General features: G+C 42.8%; 20 protein-coding genes, 2 tRNA genes and 2 pseudogenes. 15 read left to right on the top strand and 9 right to left on the bottom strand.

The annotated features are described in order from the left end of the window. Positions 1–8: 8 nt before the first annotated feature. Positions 9–1,124, top strand: a complete 1,116-nt coding sequence (locus tag C9J47_RS14670) for a FecCD family ABC transporter permease (protein ID WP_107254186.1) — start codon at positions 9–11, stop codon at positions 1,122–1,124. Then, the gene (locus C9J47_RS14675; RefSeq protein WP_107254187.1) at positions 1,124–1,915 is read left to right on the top strand and encodes an ABC transporter ATP-binding protein; all 792 of its coding nucleotides are present in this window, start codon (positions 1,124–1,126) and stop codon (positions 1,913–1,915) included. The genes C9J47_RS14670 and C9J47_RS14675 overlap by 1 nt, the downstream gene beginning before the upstream one ends. 157 nt (positions 1,916–2,072) lie before the next feature. Here the strand turns inward: C9J47_RS14675 and C9J47_RS14680 are convergent, their stop codons facing one another. Then, positions 2,073–3,155 (bottom strand): 3-deoxy-7-phosphoheptulonate synthase, encoded by a 1,083-nt coding sequence (locus tag C9J47_RS14680; RefSeq protein WP_107254188.1) that lies wholly within the window; start codon positions 3,153–3,155, stop codon positions 2,073–2,075. Positions 3,156–3,325: 170 nt separating this feature from the next. Beyond that, positions 3,326–4,147 (bottom strand): siderophore-interacting protein, encoded by an 822-nt coding sequence (locus tag C9J47_RS14685; protein WP_107254189.1) that lies wholly within the window; start codon positions 4,145–4,147, stop codon positions 3,326–3,328. Between the two features lie 481 nt (positions 4,148–4,628). On the opposite strand from C9J47_RS14685, the gene C9J47_RS14690 reads away from it, so the two are divergent. The 3 genes from C9J47_RS14690 to C9J47_RS14700 all read left to right on the top strand — a co-directional run bounded on the left by C9J47_RS14690 (position 4,629) and on the right by C9J47_RS14700 (position 6,893). Beyond that, positions 4,629–5,249, top strand: coding sequence for a DNA-3-methyladenine glycosylase I (locus tag C9J47_RS14690; RefSeq protein WP_107254190.1), 621 nt, complete (start codon positions 4,629–4,631; stop codon positions 5,247–5,249). 97 nt (positions 5,250–5,346) lie between these two features. After that, positions 5,347–6,288, top strand: coding sequence for a cation diffusion facilitator family transporter (locus C9J47_RS14695; protein ID WP_107254191.1), 942 nt, complete (start codon positions 5,347–5,349; stop codon positions 6,286–6,288). A 218-nt stretch (positions 6,289–6,506) separates the two neighbouring features. Further along, entirely contained in the window at positions 6,507–6,893 is a 387-nt protein-coding gene (locus C9J47_RS14700) for a tautomerase family protein (protein WP_107254411.1), read from the top strand. A gap of 46 nt (positions 6,894–6,939) precedes the next feature. Here the strand turns inward: C9J47_RS14700 and lplA are convergent, their stop codons facing one another. Together lplA and C9J47_RS27125 are read right to left on the bottom strand one after the other, a co-directional pair. Next, complete coding sequence (gene lplA / locus C9J47_RS14705; RefSeq protein ID WP_107254192.1) at positions 6,940–7,956, bottom strand: lipoate--protein ligase; 1,017 nt, start codon at positions 7,954–7,956, stop codon at positions 6,940–6,942. Positions 7,957–8,367: 411 nt separating this feature from the next. Further along, positions 8,368–8,505 carry a hypothetical protein gene (locus C9J47_RS27125; protein WP_170107515.1) on the bottom strand — a complete coding sequence of 46 codons (138 nt, stop codon included), beginning with the start codon at positions 8,503–8,505 and terminating at the stop codon, positions 8,368–8,370. 868 nt (positions 8,506–9,373) lie between these two features. On the opposite strand from C9J47_RS27125, the pseudogene C9J47_RS27610 reads away from it, so the two are divergent. Next, positions 9,374–9,874 (top strand): annotated as a pseudogene (locus tag C9J47_RS27610) (fasciclin domain-containing protein); the annotation flags it as partial. Between the two features lie 93 nt (positions 9,875–9,967). Further along, positions 9,968–10,330: pseudogene (locus C9J47_RS27615) on the top strand (fasciclin domain-containing protein); the annotation flags it as partial. 144 nt (positions 10,331–10,474) lie between these two features. Here the strand turns inward: C9J47_RS27615 and C9J47_RS27130 are convergent. From C9J47_RS27130 to C9J47_RS14725, 3 genes are all read right to left on the bottom strand, one after another. After that, positions 10,475–10,645: a hypothetical protein gene (locus tag C9J47_RS27130; protein WP_170107516.1), complete on the bottom strand. Its 171-nt coding sequence runs from the start codon at positions 10,643–10,645 to the stop codon at positions 10,475–10,477. Between the two features lie 173 nt (positions 10,646–10,818). Continuing rightward, positions 10,819–11,331, bottom strand: a complete 513-nt coding sequence (locus C9J47_RS14720; RefSeq protein ID WP_107254194.1) for a YgjV family protein — start codon at positions 11,329–11,331, stop codon at positions 10,819–10,821. Between the two features lie 15 nt (positions 11,332–11,346). Then, the gene (locus C9J47_RS14725; RefSeq protein WP_107254195.1) at positions 11,347–12,219 is read right to left on the bottom strand and encodes a DMT family transporter; all 873 of its coding nucleotides are present in this window, start codon (positions 12,217–12,219) and stop codon (positions 11,347–11,349) included. A gap of 174 nt (positions 12,220–12,393) precedes the next feature. On the opposite strand from C9J47_RS14725, the gene C9J47_RS14730 reads away from it, so the two are divergent. Both C9J47_RS14730 and C9J47_RS14735 read left to right on the top strand, forming a co-directional pair. Next, positions 12,394–13,287: a LysR family transcriptional regulator gene (locus C9J47_RS14730; protein WP_107254196.1), complete on the top strand. Its 894-nt coding sequence runs from the start codon at positions 12,394–12,396 to the stop codon at positions 13,285–13,287. Between the two features lie 325 nt (positions 13,288–13,612). Next, a tRNA-Ser gene (locus tag C9J47_RS14735) sits at positions 13,613–13,703 on the top strand. A gap of 236 nt (positions 13,704–13,939) precedes the next feature. Here the strand turns inward: C9J47_RS14735 and C9J47_RS14740 are convergent. Continuing rightward, positions 13,940–14,845, bottom strand: a complete 906-nt coding sequence (locus tag C9J47_RS14740; RefSeq protein ID WP_107254197.1) for a LysR family transcriptional regulator — start codon at positions 14,843–14,845, stop codon at positions 13,940–13,942. A 199-nt stretch (positions 14,846–15,044) separates the two neighbouring features. Here C9J47_RS14740 and iadA point away from each other — a divergent pair, with 199 nt between their 5' ends. After that, positions 15,045–16,181 (top strand): beta-aspartyl-peptidase, encoded by a 1,137-nt coding sequence (gene iadA / locus C9J47_RS14745; RefSeq protein WP_107254198.1) that lies wholly within the window; start codon positions 15,045–15,047, stop codon positions 16,179–16,181. A gap of 10 nt (positions 16,182–16,191) precedes the next feature. Further along, positions 16,192–17,655 carry a C4-dicarboxylate transporter DcuC gene (gene dcuC / locus C9J47_RS14750; protein WP_107254199.1) on the top strand — a complete coding sequence of 488 codons (1,464 nt, stop codon included), beginning with the start codon at positions 16,192–16,194 and terminating at the stop codon, positions 17,653–17,655. Between the two features lie 370 nt (positions 17,656–18,025). On the opposite strand, the gene C9J47_RS14755 is transcribed toward dcuC, so the two are convergent. Continuing rightward, positions 18,026–19,219: a NupC/NupG family nucleoside CNT transporter gene (locus C9J47_RS14755; RefSeq protein ID WP_107254200.1), complete on the bottom strand. Its 1,194-nt coding sequence runs from the start codon at positions 19,217–19,219 to the stop codon at positions 18,026–18,028. A gap of 482 nt (positions 19,220–19,701) precedes the next feature. Between C9J47_RS14755 and C9J47_RS14760 the strand changes: the two genes are divergently transcribed. The 4 genes from C9J47_RS14760 to C9J47_RS14775 all read left to right on the top strand — a co-directional run bounded on the left by C9J47_RS14760 (position 19,702) and on the right by C9J47_RS14775 (position 23,407). Next, positions 19,702–19,792, top strand: a tRNA-Ser gene (locus tag C9J47_RS14760). Positions 19,793–20,435: 643 nt separating this feature from the next. Beyond that, positions 20,436–21,545 carry a tetratricopeptide repeat protein gene (locus tag C9J47_RS14765; RefSeq protein ID WP_170107517.1) on the top strand — a complete coding sequence of 370 codons (1,110 nt, stop codon included), beginning with the start codon at positions 20,436–20,438 and terminating at the stop codon, positions 21,543–21,545. 15 nt (positions 21,546–21,560) lie between these two features. After that, positions 21,561–23,081 (top strand): 4Fe-4S dicluster domain-containing protein, encoded by a 1,521-nt coding sequence (locus tag C9J47_RS14770; protein WP_107254202.1) that lies wholly within the window; start codon positions 21,561–21,563, stop codon positions 23,079–23,081. After that, on the top strand, positions 23,081–23,407 hold the full coding sequence (locus C9J47_RS14775) for a hypothetical protein (RefSeq protein ID WP_107254203.1): 327 nt from the start codon (positions 23,081–23,083) through the stop codon (positions 23,405–23,407). Before C9J47_RS14770 ends, C9J47_RS14775 begins: the two co-directional genes overlap by 1 nt. Positions 23,408–23,413: the final 6 nt, after the last annotated feature.

The raw sequence follows: 23,413 nt of genomic DNA on the forward strand, positions 1-23,413 counted from the left end.
GCGCTTTCATGTCATACGAACATTCACTTTCCACTGAACAGACAACAGCTGCATCGTCTGTTTCTCCGTTAGCCTCAACCTCTTCTTTAATAACGCCGACGGGTAAGTGGCGGTTACAGTGTGGGCAATCTAACTTTCTGGTAGAAAAGCGGGCGGTCATCGTCAGTGCCATCTTACTGAGTATGCTGCTGGTGGGCATATTGATTGCAGTCAGTGTCGGGTCGGCAAAACTAACGCCACTTTCGGCGTTGCAAGCTTTCCTTGGTGATGCATCGCGCATGGTTAATATCATGGTGTTCAAGATTCGTTTGCCACGTGTTGTTGCTGTTGTGGTCGCTGGTGCGGCACTTGGGCTATCTGGTTGCTTAGTTCAAACGCTGGTTCGTAACCGCTTGGCAACCCCCGATATGATAGGGGTCAACGAAGGGGCTACACTCGCCATTACTTTTTTCACTCTGTATATCACCGTAGGTTCATGGCCTTGGTGGGCGGCACCCATTGGTGCAATGCTTGCCGCAGTGATTTTGTTTTTGCTGTGTAAGAACCCAGGCGAACAAGGGTATTTGTTTGTCGTCATTGGTATCGGGGTATCTGAACTTATGCGGGCTGTAGGCGAATTTATGATGTCGACCGAATCCATCGTGCATGTCAGCAGTGTGTACATGTGGAGTATGGGTAACTTTGTTGGGCAAGGCTATACGACAAGCTTGCCTGTGGCGGGCCTGTTGCTGTTGTTATGCCCGCTTATTGTCTATTTTTCTCGTCAACTCAATGTGTTGCGGTTAGGTGTTAGTACGGCGCAAAGCTTGGGCGTTAATGTGAATCGGGTACAGCTCAGTATTTTGATGCTTGCCATCATGGTGGCTGCACTGGGTACGGCCATTGGCGGACCGATTGTCTTCATTGCTATGGCAGCCCCTATCTTGGCGTCATATTGCGTCAAAAATCGTATTGTTCCGCTGTGGAGTGCCGCGCTGCTCGGGGCGTTACTGCTGTTATTTAGCGATACCTTGGTAAGGGTATTGGCGGATCCGCATGAAGTCGCAACGGGGATCATGACTCGTATCTTAGGCGGTATCATGCTGTTAGTTTTCTTATTACGCGACAAAGGAAGTGCGGACTAATGACCTTATTAACGATGAACAACATCGATTTTTCTTACAATGAACAGTCTGTGTTTCACAATGTATCAATACAGCTATCTCGCGGAAAGTTGGTGGGAATTGTTGGGCCCAATGGCGGTGGCAAGTCGACCTTGCTGAAGTTGATCGCCAAGCAAATGGAACCCAATAGTGGCGCTATTACTCTCAAAGGCACGCCATTGTCGCGCTATTCGATGAAGGCGCTGGCCAAGCAGATAGCTTATTTACCGCAACATCCGCTTAGCCCTGCAGGTATTACAGTGGAGCAGTTGGTGCAATATGGACGTCATCCACATCAAAGTTGGTTCAATCAATGGAATGAGAAAGATGCCGAGCAAGTTAACCAAGCTATTGAGTTGATGCAGCTGGCAGATATTCTACAGCAGCCAGTGACTAGCTTGTCTGGCGGGCAACGGCAACGTGCTTGGTTGGCGATGATACTGGCACAAGATACTGATTTGATTTTATTGGATGAGCCGACCAGTGCGTTAGATATCGGGCACCAAATTGAAGTGATGGAAAGCATCAGCCATATGGTAGCGTCTGGTAAAACTGTGGTGTTGGTGATCCATGATTTGGCGGCAGCCGCTCGTTATTGCGATGAACTGATTGCCATTGGTAATAATACGGTGGTGGCGTCGGGTAGTGTTAATGAGGTGGTGACCAAAAACTTGATTGATGACTTATACGACACGAATGTAGACATATTGTATGCACCATTTGATCAGGCGCCAGTGATTGTGCCGCGTCGTCAGGTGCATGCGAAAAAATAGCCATATTATGGTGGTTATAGCTACTTGCGGTCTTAATCTCTGCTCATTTATCTATCCAGAATGGTATGACCCAAAAGACCTTGCTTGCACAGCAGACCCTACTCTGGAATGTTGTGTGCACAAGGTCTTTTTCTATGATGAGTCTACACTCTAGCGGTTAGCCATTCATGGCAACTGGCGAAACCGATTGGTACAGTGCACGACGGGCCGCAACCGCATCGGCAAATTGGTTAAGTAATAGTTCTGTATCGCTCCAGTTGATGCAGGCATCCGTTACCGATTGCCCGTAGGTCATATTGGCACTGATCGCTTGATTACCTTCCTCAAAGAAACTTTCCACCATAACTGCCGTGATTGCTTGTTCGCCCAGAGACAGCTGATCGGATAACGATTGTGCGACAACAAGTTGGTTTTTATGGCGTTTCTGACTGTTCCCATGACTGCAATCCACCATGATACTGACCGGTAACTTGGCTTGGCATAGCGCCTCGCTGGCAGCCCGAATATGACTTGGACTATAATTGGGTTCTTGCCCGCCACGCAAGATGATATGGCAATCGGCATTGCCTGTACTTTCTACTGCATATAAATGCCCGTCATGTCCCGTGACAGTATATAAATGAGGGGCTTTGCTCGACATAATCGCATCTGTCGCAATACGAATATTGCCGTCGGTGCCGTTTTTGAAACCGATGGGACAGGGTAACCCCGAGGTTAATTGTCGGTGAACTTGTGATTCAGTGGTACGAGCGCCAATGGCTCCCCAGCTCATCAGGTCGGCCAAATATAAAAAGCTGGTGTTATCTAAAAATTCGGTCGAAGTTGGCACCCCAAGTTCATTGATAGCGAGCACTAACTGACGTGCAGTTGTTAGCCCAGAGATAAGATCATTACTGTTGTCTAGGTGTGGGTCGAATATTAAGCCTTTCCAGCCAGTTGTTGTACGGGGCTTTTCGAAATAGGTTCGCATTACAATATGTAAGTGGTCACTAAACTGTTCGGTCAGTGGTTTAAGCTGCTTTGCATACGCCAATGCTGCATCCGGGTCATGGATAGAGCATGGACCGATCACGACCAAAAGCCGATCATCCTTGCCGTGTAAAATATCCTTCACAAGATGACGTGACGCCATGATGTGGTGTTCAGTGTCGACCGTGCACGGGTAGTCACTGAGTAGTTCAGCTGGTGAAGGTAGTCGACGCCATGTCGTCGTTCTCATCACTGACGGGTGAATAACCATGTTAAATTCCTTCTTTGTCATTAATATAATGACATCGCTCTCACGCCTTTTTGCGTGATGGTGTTCTTCTTGTTGTTTTTCTTTTTATTATGTTTTTTCTTGGGTACTTTTTACGGTGAAACGGCTTGCCTTAGACTTTTCATTTCAGCTTTGAATTAGCCTCTTGCCCGTTAGCTATCCATAACGGTATGGCGGTTCTGGTGGTATGCATCTTCATCTTTGCCATTGCGCCAATAAGGCACGGCATAAATATCGGTTCGGGCGACATCCATGTTACGGCGAACGTGGTTACGCAATGGCACTACGATATTTTCTTCGCCTCCAAACCAAAAATAGCTGTTTGTGTCTTTCATGTCTTGTTGTAGGAAAGGCACTGTAAGTTTGTTACTGTCGACTGGGCTACCAATCACCCAGGTGACCGTGACTTTGTCTGGCACGGGTAGATCTTGAATGGCATGAGAGTGGGGCACTAAAAGTGCAATGTAACCAGTACTGTCTGCTGGCATGTCTTCAATCATCGCACTGATGGCAGGCAAGGCCGTCAGATCGCCAGCCATGTAATAATGCTTTGCCGGCTGTAGCATTGGGTGTGGCCCCCCTGGACCTGAAATCGCGAGCACATCGCCTTCTTGTGCCCGTTGCGCAAAACGGGTTGCTGGACCGCTATCAGCATGTAGAGCAAAATCAATGTCGATTTCGCAGGTGTCTCGACGAAAAGCTCGTACACTGAAAGTACGGATTAGCGGCTTTTCTTCTGGTATTAACCAGCGTGGTCCTTTATCGGTCAACGTTGGGAGCACAGGCACTGTTTGATCACCGTGCGCCATCATGATTTTGATATGTGCGCCACCGCTAACATCGGGATAATTTGCTAATAAGGGGTTGGTAAAGCAAATACGACGCAGTGCGGGCGTAATATCAGTAACGTGTTTGACCGATACCAAGAAAGGGCGAACGGGTTGACGGGGTGAAGGTGCACCTGATTGCGGCATGAGTATCCTTGCTCCTGTTGATCGTAATGAAAATTATTATCATCTGCATTATACATAAGAACAACAAAGGTCAAAGAAGAATCACGAGTAGTTATTGTTAACTTGATTCCATTTGAATGGTGGATGTTTGTATCGTGGGTTTATACCCAAGTTACCTCAAGGTGCTCGTTTCAGCGAGAATTTGTTGGACTCTAGGCAAGGCACTTATTTATAGACCTAGTCGTTCTACGTTGAAAATAAGTAACACCGCATAGAGCCCAACAAAACTCGCCCTTCGGGAGTGATTCAGCGTATCTACTTCTGTGTCAAATGTGTTTGAAAGGGAATGCCATTCCTACACACATTTTCCTTGAATTAGATACGCTGAGAACACTCTGAATCCTGCATCTTGAGGTAGCTTGGGTATATGCTTAATAGCGAGTCGCGTTGTTATGTAATTTTCAACACGCCCTAAAATTTAAATAAATAGATGGAAACATAAATGGATACGATTTCGGATAAGCGAACGTGTGCTTGGGCATTAAATCACCCTATCGAGCGTGAATATCATGATAAAGAGTGGGGTAAGCCTAATTTTGATGATCAGTACTTGTTTGAATTTATCACTTTAGAAGGGGCGCAAGCTGGACTAAGTTGGTACACCATATTGAAGCGACGTGAGGCATACCGAGAAGCATTTAAGCATTATGATTTAAAAACATTAATTGAAGTTAAACAATTAGCAGAAATCCATGACGATGAGTCCCATATTGATGACATTATTAGTAACTATGACGTCATTAAACACCGTAATAAGATTCGCTCAGTATTTAGCAATGCAGAGGCAGCATTTGCATTACAACAAGAATACGGCAGTTTATCTGCGGCATTGTGGCAGTTTGTTAATGGTATCCCCGTAATTAATACATGGACAAAACAAGAGCAAGTGCCAGCGATAACAGAGCAATCAAAAGCAATGAGCAAGTTCTTGAAGAAAAAAGGTTTTAAGTTTATTGGTGAGACTATATGTTATGCGCTGATGCAAGCGACTGGCATGGTTAACGATCATTTAGTTTCATGCGATTGTTACGAACCATCAAAGCATATGCCCAAGTCACTTTAAGGTAACTTGGTATATCCTCAATGAGAAATAAAATTGTAAATCGGATATGATAAATATCTCTAGATCTTTTGTGTATAAGCAGTTTTGAGTTAAAAGTATGTCTGATGTGCCACTAAAATTGATCCGTAAAGCCACATGGGTCGGATCGATAGCTAACGTTGCGTTAGCCTTGTTAAAAATTACTATAGGTAAGATTACAGGTAGCCAAGCTTTGATTGCCGATGGCGTTCATAGTTTTTCTGACTTAGTAACAGACACCGCAATCTTAATCGGTTCAAGGTATTGGACTGCTCCGGCAGACAAAGAACACCCCTATGGGCATGGACGTTTTGAGACTCTAACTAATATTTTTATTGGTGTGATCCTAGCGATAGTTGGTATCGGCATAGGTTGGGATTCAATTAACTCTATCGGAAACGAAGCAAAAACCAATCCAGGCCTGCTTGCCTTTGGTGCTGCGATTGCTTCTATTCTGGTTAAAGAAATACTGTACCGTTGGACAGTTATTCAAGCCAAGAAAATTAACAGCCGAGCCCTGCATGCCAACGCTTGGCATCACCGTTCGGATGCATTGAGCTCACTTCCTGTTGCTATTGCGGTTATTGCAAACTACTTTGTGCCTGATTTACATTATCTTGATCAAGTAGCCGCTTTATTAGTAACAGCAATGATTTTAAAAGCTGCTTTTGAAATCTTATGGCCAGCGATTATGGAAATCACAGAAGCTGAAGCAGATAGTGATATTGAAAATAAAATTCAGCAATATGCAGCAGAGAACAGTGATATTCGTGAAGTTCATGCAATTAGAAGTCGCCGTACTGGTAGCAGCATTTTGCTTGATTTTCATTTATTGGTAGATCCGGAAATGAGCGTAGATAAGGCTCACGAAATCACGGAAGATTTTAAAAGCCATATTCTTGAACAGCTTGATGAAGTGGTTGATGTGATTATTCACATTGAACCGTATAACTGTGCTGAAAGGGTGGTTAACCCATGTTGCGGTGAAGATGAATGCCGTGATGAAAAGCCTAAAAATTAGAATGTTAATGATTTAACTTTTATAGTGTATTGTGTAAAAAAGCCCATTTAGAGATAACCTAGATGGGCTTTTTTGCTATTTATGTTTTTATTATTGTACTTATTTATGATTTTCTCGTTTTTGATACGGCAAAAAGCGACAAGCTTTTATTACACTTCTCTATAATTAATATTGTTATTAAGCGTATATTCAAACGGTATGCGAGAGGGATGAATTTTATGCCATTGATTAGAATAAAGTCGTTACCATTTGAGGGTGACGTTGATATTTCATTAGTAGTTTGTAATTTATCGCAAGCAGTAACTGATGCAACAGGCATTGAGAGCCATCATATTATGGTGTCGTGGGAATACTTATTGAAAGGACATTACTCTCATGCAGGAAAAGTGGCAGAGGTTCAAGGAATCAATACGCATCCATTACTCGTTGATTTAATTGCCCCTAATTTCAATACTGAACAACAAATTATGGCAATGTTGGAACTTATAGCTAATACGATTTCTGAGCATGTTCCCATTGCGAAAAACAATATCTTTATCAACTATACGCCCGCATACAGTGATGGTGTTTATGATGAAGGTCATATCGTTGAATGGGACATGTAATTATACCCAGCTAGCTTGGGTATAATTGTATTGATTGTCTTGAAACCTACGAAATAGCAGTTGTAAGCCATACTTGTAGTTCAGCTAATTCTTTGGCATTTTCAGGGAAAGCCTCTGCGGTCTTGTTAATTATTTTGTTGAAGGTATTAATCTTATACGGTTGGTCGATAAGCGCCTCGGTTAAGGTTTCTAGCGGGGCAGGGGTAAGGCTATCTGTGAAGATTTTTGCTTTGACTATATGTGCCTTTTTTATATCGAGATGTAATTCAATTCCCCCCCATGAAAAGCGTTCGCTTAATGTATGCATGAATTCTGGCGTGTTACCAAAATTCCATTGCCAGCTACTTTGATGTTCAAATTTTTCTGTAAAATTGGGCAGTTCAGGTAATGATTCTGGAGATATATATTCTGGTTCTACTCTTTTACCGTAATGGTGGAAGAAGGCATCTATTATCGCGCCGCATACATTGTCATGGTTAATCTCAGGATTTATCTCGTTTAAATTAGTCACTCGAGAGCGAACTGATTTGATGCCTTTAGCTTTAAGCTTTTTAGGATCAGGGTTTAAATAATTGGCTAAGCGTCCTAAATAGGCATTCAGTAATAGTGTTCCATGGTGAAAACCTCTATCCATCGTTTCACGGTATGCAGAACCAGAGAATTTCCGTTCCCCTTCGCTATCTTCAATAACCAGATCATTTCGTCCGGTTGATTTACCCTTTACATGCAATGTCTTCAACGCGTTTAATACAATATTTGTAGACACTGTTTTATCATATTCTGGTTTACCAGCCATGAACGTAAAGTTGGTATTACCTAAGTCATGAAAAACGGCACCGCCACCGCTTTGACGGCGAGCAAGTGTAATGCCATTTTGCTCCATCTTTCTTGTATTACATTCTTTCCATGGATTCTGAGCGCGCCCTATAACAACACTATCAGCATTTCGCCATAGAAAGAGAACACGTTGCTTGTTGGACATAGACCGGAAGATACTGTCTTCAACGGCTAAGTTAAACCAAGGGTTTGTTGAAGTAGAAAGCAATACTCGAATGGTTGACATAATAATAACCCTAACCAAATTTGTATGATGATTATACTCATATCATTTGTAAATGCACATAGTTCTCATTTGGATGTAAGGCTGAGAAGTTGAATCAAGGGACTAGAAAGTAATCTAAGAAGTAGAAAGAAGGAAGTGAAAAAACCAAATCACATACTATATACACTGGAGGTATGTGATTTGGAAGAAGTTTTCAATACAGCGAGTATTAGAATTTTGATTTTCGAATCATTTATTGAGTATAGCGTACCACTATCAATGTGCTACAGGTATGGACAAAATTGAAACGTAAGATTGTCCATGTGATGCAGAATCATTAAGCGTTTGTAACTCTGCATGTAGTTAAGAGTTTCTATTTGTTGCTATTTATTGAGTTCTTATTGCGTGTATCTTCGTAATTGAAGGTAAATATCATTGTTCTGTATTTTGTGATGCTGAAATCGTTGTTTGTGTACTAGGTGCATTTTTATCCATTGGATCAATAACATCATAATAAAAGAAGTAACTAGCAAGCATAATCAGTGGGATGAACTTGAACCAAGGTTTCATGGTGTGGCCTAATCGAATGGATAACTAATGCTTATACAATATCAGGCTATGATTGGTGTGAAAAACGGCAATAATGCAAAGTTAGGTTGAATGAATAAAAAAGGTTATGTCTGAGCAAACTGTTGTTGGTCGTTCATACTTAATTTATGTGTGAAGAACTGCAATGGTTTACTCTCATGAATGAACAAGAATATATTCCATTATTACAAAAGCTTAATATGCTATCGCCTAGCCACGACTTCATCATTCCCTTGAAAGCAGCGAAACCTCTACCGAAGAAATGTCAGGATACTTCACAGAAGAGCCAGTACCGTCATAAATCCGAACGTCATGCTGCCAATGTTTGATGATATCTTCAGATATCCAAATATCGAACCGACCACGTTACCTGAGAGCCTAGTTATACTCCCGATAGTTAGTTAAGGCGTAGGTATGCATCTTAAAATGATGGCGTTTGGCGTCATTGTGTTTGTAAGGCATGTGTTAAACAGCTAACCGGAATGAAAGGCTGGTTATGATAACTGAACTCAGTGCTAATGGAATAATTTAGCGTTATCTGAGTGATTCAACAAAGCCGGAAGTGTAGGAACCATATAGTAGCCGTTAATCAAGTTACGAAATTTGTTTTTGTCGCAAAGTAATGCTGAAGGATAAATGCACTGATTTTCAGACATAGTCAGGCTAGAAGCGCGTAAAACTGCTCCTAAACAGATAAGTCTTCAGGGTTAGGGGGGCTGAGCTGTCCATTTTTTATCAACAACCAAAGTTTCTTTTATAAGACAACTCTTTTCCCTCTGCTAACTACACTGTTTTCTCATACGTATTAGAACTTCTGTATGGCACCAAAACAGACCCAGAGGATTCACTAATGAAAATACCCCAACGCTTTTTTGCTTATTTACTAAGTGCCTTATTCCTTTTTACCTTGTCCAGTTTGGCGGTAGCAGCCTATAAGAAAGGCGAGAAGATAAACCTGGTCGAGGTCGCGGCCACCAACGATGACTTCCAGACCCTGGTCATGGCGCTCCGGGCATCCGGCCTGACTGGCACTCTCGAAGGTAAGGGACCCTTTACTCTCCTGGCACCAACTGATGACGCTTTTGCAAAGCTCCCGGCCGGCACTCTGGCTGGCCTGCTCAAGCCAGAAAACAAAGAACAACTGCAGGCCGTGCTCAAATACCATATCCTGATCGGGGCTATCACCTCAGAAGAAGTCAGCAAGCTGAAACTGCCTGAAACCGTTCAGGGAGAAACAGTACAAATCGAAAACGGCGAGGATGGCGTGACAATCAACGGTGCTAAAGTCATTGCCAGTGATCTCAATGCCAGCAACGGGGTTATCCATGTTATTGACACAGTCTTAATCCCCGTTACCTTGTCCAGTTTGGAGGTAGCATCTTATAAGAAAGGCGAGAAGATAAACCTGGTCGAGGTCGCGGCCACCAACGATGACTTCCAGACTCTGGTTATGGCGCTCCGGGCATCTGGCCTGACTGGCACTCTCGAAGGTAAGGGACCCTTTACTCTCCTAGCACCAACCGATGACGCTTTTGCAAAGCTTCCGGCCGGCACTCTGGCTGACCTGCTCAAGCCAGAAAACAAAGATCAACTGCAGGCCATGCTCAAATACCATATCCTGATCGGGGCTTTCACCTCAGAAGAAATCAGCAAGCTGAAACTGCCTGAAACCGTTCAGGGAGGAACAGTACAAATCGGAAACGGCGAGGATGGCGTGGCAATCAACGGTGCTAAAGTCATTGCCGGTGATCTCAATGCCAGCAACGGGGTTATCCATGTTATTGACACAGTCTTAATCCCCGAGTAAATCATCAACCAGAAACAAAAAAGTTTCGCTATGACTCAACAAAGCCGCGCATGCCGTAACAGCTTATTCAGACATAGCCATAAAAAAGCCCTGATGAATATTCTTCATCAGGGCTTTTTTATGTTTGGATCTTTGTTTTTTGTATTAAAAACAGTTAGCAGAACCATTCAGCATGCAGTTAGCTTCTTCTTTACGTTGCTCAGCTCTTACTTTGCTTTCGAGATCATCCGGTGGTCTGTAATTTTCATTCGTTGTACAGCCTGCAAGTAGAACACTGACTAGCATTCCCGCAAGCATTGAGCATACTTTCTTCATTATTCCATTCCTAAAGAGCAATTTATCGAGTTTCGTTGAGGGGCCATCATTATTTTTATATCAAGAGATTGATTTTATGTTTAATTCGCCCTGACGAGAACAACCATAGCAGAGTTCCTCTGTAATGTTGAAAGATAAATAAGCACGAGTTATTTTCTGTTACACGCTGAATTTTATGCTTCCGCTATTTCTTTTGGGGTTTTAACGTAGTAACGGTAATAGCCTACTAAATTACTGGTAATAAAAAGTAACTCCAGTAGAACAGCAGTGGGGGAGCCAATAATAATGTTATGCACAATCCAACAACTGGTCGCGAGAATCATAAACTGACGCAACTGTTTATCTTCTTTAGAAAAGGCAGCGGCATTTTGAAAAAGAGACGCAGTGCAGCTGATTAGGCTAATAAATCCGGCATAAGTAAAATATGTAACAACAAGCGAGCTTATAGAGAATAGCACTACCATTTGTCTAGATGTCGTAAAAAGGCTTGTGATATATCGAACCGCCGCAAGAGCCATTAACCCTGCTGCTGTCCATTGTTCTAATAATGCAAAATGAATAGCAATTAAAATGACTGCAAAAACGAAGCATACAATGATTTTTTTTCTTTCTTTGAACTGAAAAGATAAAAGATCAAAAAAGGCTGCGAACCCAATAATTATCTGAGAAAGTAGAAAAGCAGTCATTAAGATAAGTCCTATTTATAATTCAGTTTGTAAAAGTTGTTTTTGCTTCTTTTTCTCAATACGAGCAAGCCATACCAGAGGCAATATGATCATTGCTGTTCCAATTAGCATTGCTAAATCAGGTACTTCATCAAACCACAATAAGCCCACACCAACAGCACCTAATAAGCCGCTATATTCCGCACTGGCAATTTTGTTACTCTCTGCCGATCGGTAGGCGATCACGCAGGTTGCCGCATAAACCAAAATAAATGCACTTGAGCCAGCAGCGGTTAATAACGGTGCCCAATCCCAAGGTTGCCCTTCCCACAAGGCTAAACCTAATGCAGCAGGCATACCCGCAAGGTTTGTTAACAATAATGTTTGAGCAACGGTTTGATGGGTTGGCAGTTTTCGAATTAATAAATTATTCGCAGCTAACGTAACGGCAACAACGAGTGCGGCCATTGCAGCCCAATTAAGTTCAGTTGGCCTTATAACCACTAAGACGCCAGCAAAGCCGAGCATACCTGCAGCAATAGAATGTTTAGTGAGCTTTTCACTAAAAAGCATCATCGCCATCGGTAACATGATTAACGGTGCGGCATAGAAAATGGCGTTTGCTGTCGCTAGCGGCAATGAATTAATGGCTATAACCATAAAAATGGCACCAAAAAGCCAAATGTGAGCCCGTAATGCGTGCCATTTCAGCCCATCAATAAAGCTCTTTTTCGACGTAGATAAACAAAATGGCGTAAGAATCAAAACTGCAGTCAGCTGCCTAAAAAAGACAAACTGAAAAATAGCAGTATCGGCATCCAGTGTTTTAATTAATGCGTCAGAAAAAACGGCAACCAAATTCCCGGCAATAAGCAATGTCATTGCAAGACCAACAGATATTTTAGGCATAACATGACTCCTTTTTTGGGGCATGGCGGATTAATGGAGAAACGGAAATAATGAATAAATGACTTTAAAATTTACGATTAACCGATAGATCACAGAAAGTGATTTTTGGAGGATAGAGAATCTTAATGATGAAGTATAATGATATAAATTAACTTAGTATTAGTTGAGCTAATAATGAAATTACCCCCGTTACGTGCTGTTCAATGCTTTGAATCTGTTGCGCGTTTTAATAGCTTTTCTAAAGCGGCTGAAGCATTAAATGTTACCCAAAGTGCGGTTAGCCATCAGGTTAAATTACTTGAAGAATATTTAGGTGAAGACCTCTTTATTCGTCAAGGGCGAAGGTTATCGTTAACTGTTATCGGTGAGCGTTATCAAGAGGAAATCAATTCTGCCCTCATCAGTATTTCGCACGCGAGTCAGAAATTACGGGAAGGTGAGGATGGTAAAGTCCGTTTAGCGATTTATAGTACATTAGCAGTAAAGTGGTTGGTGCCTCGATTAGATAATTTACGACAATTGCACCCTGAAATTGATCTTACATTGAATATGGTGGCCGACGAGCCAGAATGTAGTGATCAAGTGGCTGATTGCTTTGTTACTGCTTACCCTCCTTCACGGAACTTTGTTAGTGAGTTTCTATATAAAGAGCAGCTATACCCATTTTGCAGCCCTAAACTATGGTATGAAATGCAAGGAAAGTCGTTACCCGAAGCATTGTGGGAGCAGCCTTTATTATCAGTACGTTCAATCTTTAAAGATGGCACTGAAAAGAAAGATTGGCGACTATGGTGTGAGCTTGGTGGGTTTGAGTTACCAGAAGATGTAAAAGTGATTCATTTTAGCCATATGATTTTGGCTGCTGAAGCGGCGAAGTACCATCAAGGAATCGCCTTTCTTAATGATTACTTTATGACAGATCAAGATAGGCTACAGGATTTAATTAGAATTCCGATGCATGATTTACCAACCGGCGATAGTCTGTATTTTGTGTATAAAAAATCCCGAGCAAAACAACCAGAGATAAAAATACTAAGCCAGTGGCTAAAACAGCAATGCTATGAGTAATTCAATGGCAAGGGAATTAGGCTAATTACTGAATGGCTAATTGAATACGTTCAACATCGATTTTTGTACTTTGGTCGGAAATAGTGGGGCCAAAACTGCAATCAAGATGTATAGCTATAGATACGCTGCCCTAAAGAGAGGGTAAAGGGTCAGCATGTGTCTTAATAAATGGTTGTTAAATGTGAAATTTTAACGCTATTGGCTTAAAAAGATCGAGTGCCTTGTTAGGGTAAAGTAAAAGTTCGATGTGATTGCTGGATTCCTGAGCGGTTGAGCTGGTGCGCTATTTACAGCCTCAGTTGTTATACGTATTATTCGCCGTGTTGGAGAGATGGCTGAGTGGTCGAAAGCACCGGTCTTGAAAACCGGCAAGGGTTTATAGCCCTTCTAGGGTTCAAATCCCTATCTCTCCGCCACATTTAGAAAAGGGCGCTGATTTATCAGCGCCCTTTTTGCGTCTAGCGCATGTGGCAAGAGGGATTTGTTCCAAATCCGCCTCACCCAGAACACTCCGCCACATTCAAAGAAGCCGCTACATTGTTAGCGGCTTTTTTACGTCTGTAGTTTACCCAATAAGATAGGGATGCAGAATCCTAGACATGGTTCACCTGAGCGAAGCGAAAGTTCCACAACACAGATGCAGCAACTGTACTCAGTCAGGTTGGGCGACGATCTGAGCGAGCCCTTGCCAAAATTGATTAATAGCAGAACGCGTTGGATTCTTCGAACGATAACAGACAACGTCAAGAGAAATTACTGTTTCGGGCTGCTCTGGAAATGCTTGAACCAGTAAACCTTGTTCTAACTCATACTCAATTGTATGCATTGGCACCCAGGCAATACCAGATCCATTTACAGCCATTTTAATGAGTGATTCACTAAGTGTTGTTTCAAAGATCTGTTCTAGTGGAAGCTTGATCCTTTTGATTAATGGTACGACAGCATTAAACAAAAAAGTATGTTCAGAATAAGCGAGATAGGGATAGTTCTGATCGTTCGGGTGCAGTTTAAGCAACTGTGGAGAAATAACCGGAATAATGCTTTCTTTGCAGACTAAACAGCGATCGAGTTTATTTTCGATTAAAAATGAAGGGCGCATTCCCTTGGTATTGTAAGTAAAAAGTATATCGTTTGAGTTGTCGAGCAGCGCCTGAAAGTGATTATCTATTCCTTGCACTGAAGGGTTGACCGCGAAATTAAGTCCTTCGAATAATGGTCCTGCTTGGTTAAACAGGCGAGGTAGTAAATTAACCGCAAAGGAGTGCAGGCAGACAATACGCACGGACTTATCTGTTTTCAGTGACGCCTGAGAAAAATCATCTTTTGTCACTTTAACCATTTCTAGCAAGCTTTCCACATAAGGGACAAACTTCTTCCCGTGCTCGGTTAGTACTATCGGGTAGGAGGTCCGATCAAATAATGTTACGCCAACCCATACCTCCAAAGCCTGAATACGGCGGCTGAAAGCCGACTGAGTAACATATCTGGCTTGTGCTGCTGCCGAGAAGTTACCTAGTTCCCGCAGACTCATAAAATCATCTAACCACTTGAATTCCAAGTGATCCTCCTTGTGTCTTGGTCTTTATGATCTGAATGCATACTATCATTCGAAATCAGCAATAGAAAACAAAATACTCACAATTAAAGTATGGGTATGCTGTCTGGCAATGAATATAAGCCGTTTAAAACGGTAATTTTCCGCCACGTTTTATCAAGTGGTTTGAGATATTTATCCAAAATGAGATTAAAAGGAAATTATGTTTACCCTACTGAAAAATACTGACCTCTATTGCCCGGTTCATATTGGCAGAACCGATGTTCTGCTTGCCAATGATAAGATTGTGGCAATTGAACAATCACTCAATGCTAAAGGACTGAGTGATGTAACTGTCATCGATTGCGGGGGGAGGATGGTCGCTCCGGGACTGATAGATCAACATATCCATCTTACCGGAGGAGGAGGTGAAGCTGGGTTTGCCAGTAGAACTCCACAGGTCACACTGTCAAAATTGATCAAGGCAGGAACAACTACAGTTGTTGGTGTTTTAGGCACCGATGGTATATCTCGTTCACCCAAAGATCTTTATGCCAAAGCAGCAGCACTAACAGAAGAAGGCATTACTGCCTTTATGCACACTGGATCTTATGAAGTGCCGACCAAAACCATCACCGGTAATATCCGTGATGATCTTACCTTCATTCCCCGTATTCTCGGGGTGAAAATCGCGCTAGCCGATCATCGCTGCTCGTTTCCTACCACACAGGAGCTAGTACGGATTGTATCCGACCTCCGTATCGCCAGCCTGTTATCGGGAAAACGGGGAGTATTACATACCCATATGGGTAGCCTGCCGCAGCCATTTGCTCAGATTAATGAATTGCTTGATATGGGACTACCGATCCACCATTTCTCACCGACCCATGTTGCCCGAACTGAAGGGTTGTTTGATGAAGCTATTGAGTTCGCTTTACGTGGCGGTTGTATTGATATTACCTCCGGCGGCAGCCGCTTCACCCCGCCCGAGAATGCTGTGAAACTGGCGTTAGAGTCGGGTATTGCGGCCAGACAGATCACCATTAGTTCCGATGGTAACGGCAGCTTACCTAAGTTTAACCCTCAGGGTGAACTAATCGGACTGACCGCTGCCGATGTAGATAATAACCTTTTGCTGTTACCAAAACTTATCGATCAAGGTATTTCACCAGAGCAGACCTTTGCCATGCTGACATCTAATGTAGCTGACTCGCTTGGCATTAACAAAGGACGTATTCAGACTGGTCACGATGCTGATATTTGTATATTTAACGATGACTTTACTCTGCACAGTGTGATCGCTAAGGGTCAAACCATGCTGGCTGATAATAACCTTTTGATCACTGGTAACTTCGAATAAAGGAATAATCATGAGCTTACTTATAGCATTGTTCGGACTCATTTTTGCGGGCCGACTCATTTTAAAGAACTACAACCCACAGGCAGTACTGTTTTTAACCGGTATTGCCATGATGGTCATCGCGGTGTTTACTAATGATGCCACTTTTGTCGATAAATCAACAGGATGGCTTGGTTTTGATATTTTCGAGTATATTCGGAATACGTTTAGTAACCGTGCTGGGGGGCTTGGCCTTAAGATCATGCTAATCGGTGGCTTTGCGATGTTTATGTCAGCCATCGGTGCCAGCCAGGTGATGGTTAAGGTAGCAGCAAAGCCACTGATGAAGCTGAACTCTCCCTATCTGATGCTGGCATTAGCCTTGATCTTAGGTCAAGCATTGTCGCTGTTTATTTCCAGTGCAACTGGGTTGGGTCTATTGTTGATGGCAACACTTTACCCAGTATTGATTCGCTTAGGTTGCAGTAAAGCTGCCGTCGCGGCGGTACTTGCCAGTACTTGTGCAATTGAGTTCGGCCCAGGGTCGGGCAATTCCATCCTCGCTGCACAAACCGCCGGAATGGATATCACTGATTTTTTTGTTAACGAGCAGCTTCCAGTGATCAGCATTCTAATTGTTATCATTGCCGGCAATCACGCTCTCGTGCAGCGCTATTTTGATAGCAAAATGGATCCGGAAGAACAGCCTGCACAATTGCAAAGTGATAGTGACGTGACAGGCACTGACGCTCCTCTTTATTACTTGCTGTTACCGATGTTGCCGCTGTTTTTTATGCTGACTTTCAGCAAAATGGGGGTTGGTACGATTAGAGTGGGTATGGATACCGCAATTTTACTGAGCATCTTTATAGGTCTGGTGTGTGAATACATTCGTCATAAACATGCCAAACCAGTATTTGTAAAGCTGCAGGTGATCTTCAATGATATGGGTAAGGTGTTCGCCACTGTGGTTACCCTGATCATTGCGGGCCAGACTTTTGCGATGGGTCTGAAATCAATCGGAGCTATCGAGGCGCTGTTAAACCTAGCCAGCAGTGCCGGCTTCACGGCCAGTGTGATTGTGCTGTTTATGGCTGTACTGACCTTCTCAATCTCAGCTCTTATGGGTTCAGGTAATGCTGCTTTCTTCTCCTTCGCGCCAATGTTGCCGCAAATAGCTGAAAAAATAGGTACCAATGTCGCCGATATGATCCTGCCTATTCAGTTGTCAGCAGGTATGGGGCGGACTATTTCGCCAATTGCAGGAGTCATCATTGCGATCGCAGGTCTGTCGGGACTATCACCTTTTGATATCGTTCGCCGAACCGTTATCCCGATGCTGAGTGGCTGGTTGATCATGCTAGCAATCACTTTTAGCCGAAGCGGACAGATCATGCAGATACTACCATTCTTAGTCGGCATTATCGCTCTGCTCGCGGTTATTACTTTTATCATAAAGAGAAGAGTCAATCCGCAAGTTGCAAGCGAAATGTAACGCTAAATCAAATAAGAGAACAATAGCAAGGAAAATACTTAGATAAAGAGGCCATAATCGGCCAAGAGTAAAAAACTGACAGGCAAGACAACCCTCGAGGTACCTTACCTGTCAGGTGATTTTCTGGTTTGTATCCTTCCTTACTCTTAACAGTTTTATCAACGTAACAAAAAAATACGAGGCATTTTGAAAGGGGCAATCGGCAGTTTGGCTATGCTCTTTAGATGACTGATTAATGAATTGTTTGACTGTTTTTTCTTCGGTTGGCAATTAATGAGATAACTCAAGAACATATTCTCTTTGTAAGTAACTACCGCCAGATACGAAAAGGCCAGCAGAAATGCTGGCCTTTTGATTTTTTGAGTGGTAATTAAGCCAGCATGATGTTGGCAATCATGGCCGATAGAATACTAACCAAAGTCGAGCCATACAGTAAGCGTAAGCCGAAGCGGGCAACCATATTACCTTTCTCTTCGTTGACCCCTTTAACAGCACCCGCAATGATGCCAATGGAGCTGAAGTTAGCGAAAGATACTAAGAAGATGGAAATTGTACCGACTGTATGTGCAGAAAGGCTGCCCAACTGGTCTTGTAATGCCATCATAGCCACAAACTCGTTTGAGACTAACTTAGTCGCCATGATGCTACCAGCTTGCAAGGCTTCGTTGGCAGGAATTCCCATTAGCCATGCAACCGGGTAGAACGCATAACCGATCAGATCTTGGAAGCTAATACCGAAGGCGTAGGTGAAACCTGCGTTGATCATGGCTATGAGTGAGATAAAACCAATCAGCATTGCAGCGACAATTACCGCGACTTTAAATCCCGTTAGAATATATTCGCCGAGCATTTCGAAAAACGTAAGTTTTTCAATTGATTCATCGGCCATCATATCGTCAAAGTTTACTTCCGCCTCATGATCATAAGGGTTAATGATCGACAGAATGATAAAGGTGCTGAACATGTTCAAAAATAATGCGGCCACTACAAATTTAGGAGCGATGAGCTGCATGTATGAACCGACGATCGACATAGATACTGTAGACATAGCTGTGGCTGCTAATGTGTACATACGGCGCTCTGACATACGGCCTAAAATGTCTTTATAAGTGATGAAGTTCTCTGATTGACCAACCATTAATGCGCTGATGGCGTTAAATGACTCAAGCTTACCCATGCCGTTAATTTTAGAGAGTAAGTAGCCAATTGCACTAATTACCACGGGCAGCACTTTAATGTGCTGTAAAATACCAATAAGGGCCGAAATAAAGACAATGGGCATTAATACTTGCAGGAAGAAATCGAAGCCACCTTCATTGACTAACCCGCCAAAGACAAAATTTGTACCTTCAGCTGCGAACGCCATTAGGCCATTAAAACCGCCAGCAAATTCGGCGATAACCCCTGTTCCTGTTGAAGAGTTCAGTAAGAAATAAGCAACACCCATTTCAATCACGAGAAGTTGAATAATATAGCGAAGTTTAATGCTTTTGCGATCTTTGCTTACTAATAAGGCAAGGGCTGCAACGACAGCAAGACCAAAAATAAAGTGTAGGTAAGGCATAATAGATGTGTACCAATGGTGATTGTTATCAAACTATTTATGAATGCTACATATGCTGTTGCTTAAATAGAGTGATGTAAATCTCGTTTTCTATTCAATTTGTACTCAGCAAAAGGGCCGATAACCAAATGTGTTGAAAGAAAAGGTATATTTTTTAAGTGCTTGGAGAGTTAAGAAGTACAAGTGTTAATTGTGAAATCTAACATTTATAAAGCGGTAGCTTTTTGTTGTAGTGGTATGCGTTTAGCGCGTTACTATGCCGCGTAAATAATGCTGATTTCGGTGCATGTATGTATCCGGTCTTTATACTTTGGATATTGCGAAAAATGGGCAAAAATAGGCAGAATGGGTTCTCCGATTATTATTGTCCGTTGTGATTTTGAGCGTTTTGTTTGTACTTTGTTTCCTTTGTTTAAGCCGTGTGCACTTGGTTCGTGAAAGGGTTTACAGCCCGCTTCTACGTCTGTACTATTCACCGCGTTGGAGAGATGGCTGAGTGGTCGAAAGCACCGGTCTTGAAAACCGGCAAGGGTTTATAGCCCTTCTAGGGTTCAAATCCCTATCTCTCCGCCACATTCAAAGAAGCCGCTACATTGTTAGCGGCTTTTTTACGTCTGTAGTTTACCCAATAAGATAGGGATGCAGAAGCCTAGACTGGGTTCACCTGAGCGAAGCGAAAGCACATTGCCCGTACCGAAGGTGCGAAAAGGCAACAGCCCGAAGGGTACGAGCTTGCGAGTAATAAATCCCTATCTCTCCGCCACATTTAGAGAAGGGCGCTGATTTATCAGCGCCCTTTTTGCATCTGCGCATGTGGTAAGAGGAATTTGTTCCAAATCCACCTCACCGAGAACACTCCACCATATTCAAAGAAACCGCTACTCTGTTAGCGGTTTTTTTATATCTGGGGTTTGCTAAATAAGATAGGGATGCAGAATCCTAGACTGGGTTCACCTGAGCGAAGCGAAAGCATATTGCCCGTACCGAAGGTCTGTGCAATGTCGTTATAAACTAATAATTGATCAAATCAATGAGATGTAAAAACAAAACAATTAAGCAGATTTATATATTGGTATAAGAGTGCTCAATAAAATTTGATCATTATCAATAATTAAAAGAAAGGGAGGTTATCTATCGGTTGACGGTATTTTTTGACCTTTTGACCACTTTATTTGTACGTACCATAACATTATTCAAAATGATTTGGCGTAACGACATGATGGATACAAAGTGGCTAGAACTCTATCAATACCTTCAGGAAAAAACTGGCGGCTTTTTATATGAGGGTAATATCGAAGATAACCTGAATTATAAATATAACTTTATTAAAAGTCAGTTTAGTACTGTATATAGCGGTGAGGATAAAAATAAGAATGACTGGTTAGAACATGAAGCATTCACTGCTTTTTTTAGCGATATCATTCGTCGTGGAAGTTTGTCGCTAAACCAGCTCGATACCGCTTATAACATCTTAATGTCGGCTAAGTTATGTCAGCTTGCGCTAGCGGTTATTAATCATTTTCGAACTCAGTTATCTAATGATGATTTTAGTTTAAAGGCTGGACTTATCTATCAGCAGTTAGGGGATCATGAGCATGCCCGAGCAATGTTTGAAGATGGGATAAAGTCTAACCCTAATAGTTACATGTGTTTTAACCACCTTGGTTTTAATCACATCTATACCGGTGAAAATGCGGCGGCAATCGAAATGTTTGAACAGGTTATTGCGCTTGCACCTGAATTATCTGGCGGTTATCAAAATTTAGCGGGCTGTTATTACCAAGATAGTGAATTTAAACAAGCGGCTAATTATTGTGAAAAAGTGCTCACCTTGGATAAAACGATTGTCGCGACTTACATCACTGCGATCAGTGCGTATTTAGCGCTTAAAAATACAGAACAAGCGGAGCGCTGGATCCAATTATCGATTGATAATGAAATCACATCCATGGAACTGGTTCGATTAAGTGGCATTTCAGCATTTCAATGTCAACGTTATGAAGAAGCCATTGCTGCCTTCAACCATTACCTCAGTAATACCCCTGATTCTTACGATGTGCTGCATTTAAGAATAAAAGCTCAAATTGGTGCTCATCAGTGGACCGTATTAGAGCCCGATTTGAAATGCCTATTGGCGTTTGACCCACATGACTGCGAGCTGCTTGAGCAGCTTTTTCTTACCTATTACCACACCAAGCAGTGGTTAGATGCTGAGTGTGTGATGGCAGAGCTTAACAAGCTATCAACGCACTATAGCAGCACTTATCGCGACCAAATTAATGAGATTAGACAGCAAAATAGTATTGCTGTAAGTGTAATTAGCTAGTATTGGGGAGCAACAGTGAAATCTAAAAATAGCACAATAGAAGGTGCAGATAACCCTTCGCGTCGTAATTTTCTAAAGATGGGAGGCGTAGCCGCTGCAGCAGTCACTGTCGGTGCATCGGCAGGCGCTGGTTTTGCTCTTGGCCGCGATCCCGATGCCAATGTGGGGTATGGCCGAACGGAAGCGGGTAAAGACATGTTCTTTAATCGTGAACCTTTCCGGGTTGATAGCGCGCCAACGTTAGAAGTGGCAGGTAAATTGGTACGTCCTGAGTGGAGTGATTTCTTATTTCACCGTACTGGCGTGCTTTCAACATTAATGAAAGATGGCTGGATACCCACGACCGATTGGAAAACAATTCCGGATGCACGAATAAGAGAGTATTACTCACGCTATCCAGAACGTTGGGATGATATGTACCAATCCTTTAGTGAAAAAGTGAAGCATGATCAAAATGTCGAGAAGCACCGTGATCAATTTGTCTTAGGTTGGGCCCATTCAGCTGCGTTTATGCGTGGGGTATACAGTGATTTCCCACCCAAGCCAAACGGCCATCCAGATGAAGTGGATTTTCAATGGGTAAAAAGGGAACAACAGGAATTTAAATCGTCCCAACATGCCTCTGATTTGATCAAGAAAATGGCGTTTAAATTTGGTATGAGCATTGTCGGGATCACTAAAATGGATCCCAATTTTGTGTTTAAAAATACCATGCGTGGCATGCCTGAGTGGGATGAGTCGATTCCCAAGCACTGGAAAAATGTCATTGTTTTTGGTACGCCGATGAACTGGGATCCAATGTATGCGGCGATTGGTTATTCTACTTCGTATGATGGTTATTTTAGAGCAAAAAATGCAGCTGGTTTGATGGCCGCTTATTTAGGTGAGCTTGGCTATGCTGCGCGACCACAATGGCCCGGTTCTGATTACGAGATCATTGTGCCACCACTTGCTATTCAAGCGGGTATGGGGGAAGCAGCGCGCAACGGTATTTTACTAACGCCAGAGCTGGGGCCAAATATTCGATTAGCGGCGGTGATCACCGATCTTGATCTTGAAGCCGATAAACCTATCAATACTAAAGTTCAGCACTTTTGTGAAGAGTGTAAGATTTGTGCTGATTCGTGCCCAAGTGGATCGATTAGCCATGCCGATAAACCAGATGCAGTGGTTCGTGGTTATCGTAAGTTTGCCTTCAACCAAGATGGCTGTTGGAAGTTATGGCGCCAAGGGCCAACTGAAACAGGGATGGGTTGCCGTGTGTGTATCGCAGTTTGTCCTTATACACGTAAAAACAACTGGATACACGCGTTGGTGAAAGAAGCGGATCCGCGAGACCCTACTGGTGCTACACGTAAAGCGCTGCTAGCGATGCAGCATAATTTCTTTTATTACCCCGATGCAGAAGCGTATCACGGTGATTGGAATGGCGGGCGATTTGCTGGCTATCACCAGCCACCAGAATGGTTACGTAGTGAAAATTATTTAAAAGTCACCAAAACTTGGGAATATGACGGAAACTGGGAGGGATTTTAATGTTTCCACAATCAACGGTATTAGACCCGCTATTTTGGATGGGATTAGGCGCGCTGCAAATATTAGTGTTTGCTGGGGCAAATCAATGGGCTAAAGAATATCAGCTGGGAATGAAGCTGTGGAAATGGTGCTTAGTTGGTGGCTGGTGGTTCTCGATGATGCTGACCATTGCTGGTGCATTTACCTTATTGGGTGAGAATGAAGGTTTAGCTGGCTGGTATTTACTCGGCTTTGCTGGAACGTTGCTAATCATTGTGGGTGCATTGTTATTGCGGCTTTTGATTGCAATGAAACCGAAGGGTATAAGCATTAACATTAGTGAATAAGGTATA

This window comes from Photobacterium indicum (assembly GCF_003026215.1).
GTDB classification, from domain to species: domain Bacteria; phylum Pseudomonadota; class Gammaproteobacteria; order Enterobacterales; family Vibrionaceae; genus Photobacterium; species Photobacterium indicum.